This is a genomic window from Desulfatiglans anilini DSM 4660, from assembly GCF_000422285.1.
GTDB lineage: Bacteria > Desulfobacterota > DSM-4660 > Desulfatiglandales > Desulfatiglandaceae > Desulfatiglans > Desulfatiglans anilini.
The window spans coordinates 1-1,394 of the sequence record NZ_AULM01000101.1 but is presented as its reverse complement, the minus strand read 5'-3'; the positions used below and the strand labels follow the sequence as shown (position 1 = coordinate 1,394).

Annotated in this window: 1 pseudogene; it reads right to left on the bottom strand. The window is 45.9% G+C overall.

Annotated elements, in window-relative coordinates:
• Positions 1–1,262: pseudogene (locus tag H567_RS28905) on the bottom strand (hypothetical protein); the annotation flags it as partial.
• Positions 1,263–1,394 lie beyond the last annotated feature (132 nt).

Sequence of the window (1,394 nt, the reverse complement as noted above, 5' to 3'; positions counted from 1 at the left end):
CCCGCCGTGCTTTTTGCAACATCCAACTTCGCCCCCGGCCCCACCGTCCCGATGCCGACGTTGCCGGTGTTGTCTATTGTCATTCGTATATTTGAATCTCTCTTAATCAACAATTTACTATCAGCACTTCCCACACGCAAAACATCTATTTCCCAATTCCCTCCAGAAACATCGCTTCTATCTAATGTTAAAAAGCCAACATCTGTTTTAGACAAATGTAATAATGTGTCTGGCACCGTCGTTCCAATCCCAACGTTGCCGCTTGCTGCACTAAAATAACTGTCTCCACCATTACCTCTTAATAAAATATTTACCGTTCCTGCATTCATTAAACTTAAATGACCTCCTCCAGCAAAGCCATCAAGCACTACTGCATCGTTACCATCATCAGATTCTCTGATAGTTAATCCCTGACCTGTGGAAGGTAAAATTGTTAATTTATCTCCCGGATTTGTCGTCCCGATACCGACGTTGCCGCCTTGTTGAATCACCATCTTTTGATCACTATTTGTAAAAAACCTAATATCTCCTGCGGCTGTCATTTGTTTAATATCTAAATATCCCACATTAAATCCTATCTCAGCATATTCAGAAAAACCCGAAGCTACTGTTCGGCCCAGGTGTAATTTTGCTTGAGTTGTTCCATAACCTGCTGCATCATTATCTCCCAAATATATATTTGCAGCAGAATTCTGTCTCATGTCTAAAATACCCTTCGGACTCTCCGTCCCGATACCAATATTCCCTCCGCTTTCATAGATCACCGAACTTTCCAACCCATCCGTCCCGTTGAACTTGGCCAGATAGTTATCCGTTCCCGAAACATTGGCTTTAGGCAAATAATAACTGCCATGCTGGCCGTCCAACAGATCGGCATTCAAGTTGGCAACCAAATCGGTATTGTCGGTGGTCAAGGTGTTGGATCCCAAGGCAAGATCGCCGGAAAGCGTCAAACCACTGAAAGTCGGAGAAGAAGAACTCAAAACGTTCTGGTCCATCGCATATAATTCATAATCCCCTTGGCCGGTATTGAGAGTCAGAAAAGTCGGAGACGAAGTGGTGGTCAGATGCTGGTTCAAATTGGCGTTGCCGGAAAGAACCAGAGAATAACTGCCCAGATCCAAGGTTCCCGAACCGGAAGACAAAGTCAGGCCGTTGTAGCTGTCGGCGGAAAGCGTGCCGACATTGGAAAGGTTTCCTCCGGAAAAATTCCAATCTCCCGAGAATTCGCCGTCCGAGACGGTATTGGTTCCCAGATCCAAGACGGAGACATACAGCCGGCGCCACTTTTTATCCGCCTGTTGGTTGGCAGAATATGCTGTCGGGAAGGGGCCGTATTTTTCACAAACGCTTGACTAGAGGGGGTCGGATGTCGAATTATTCTGGCTTTGGGA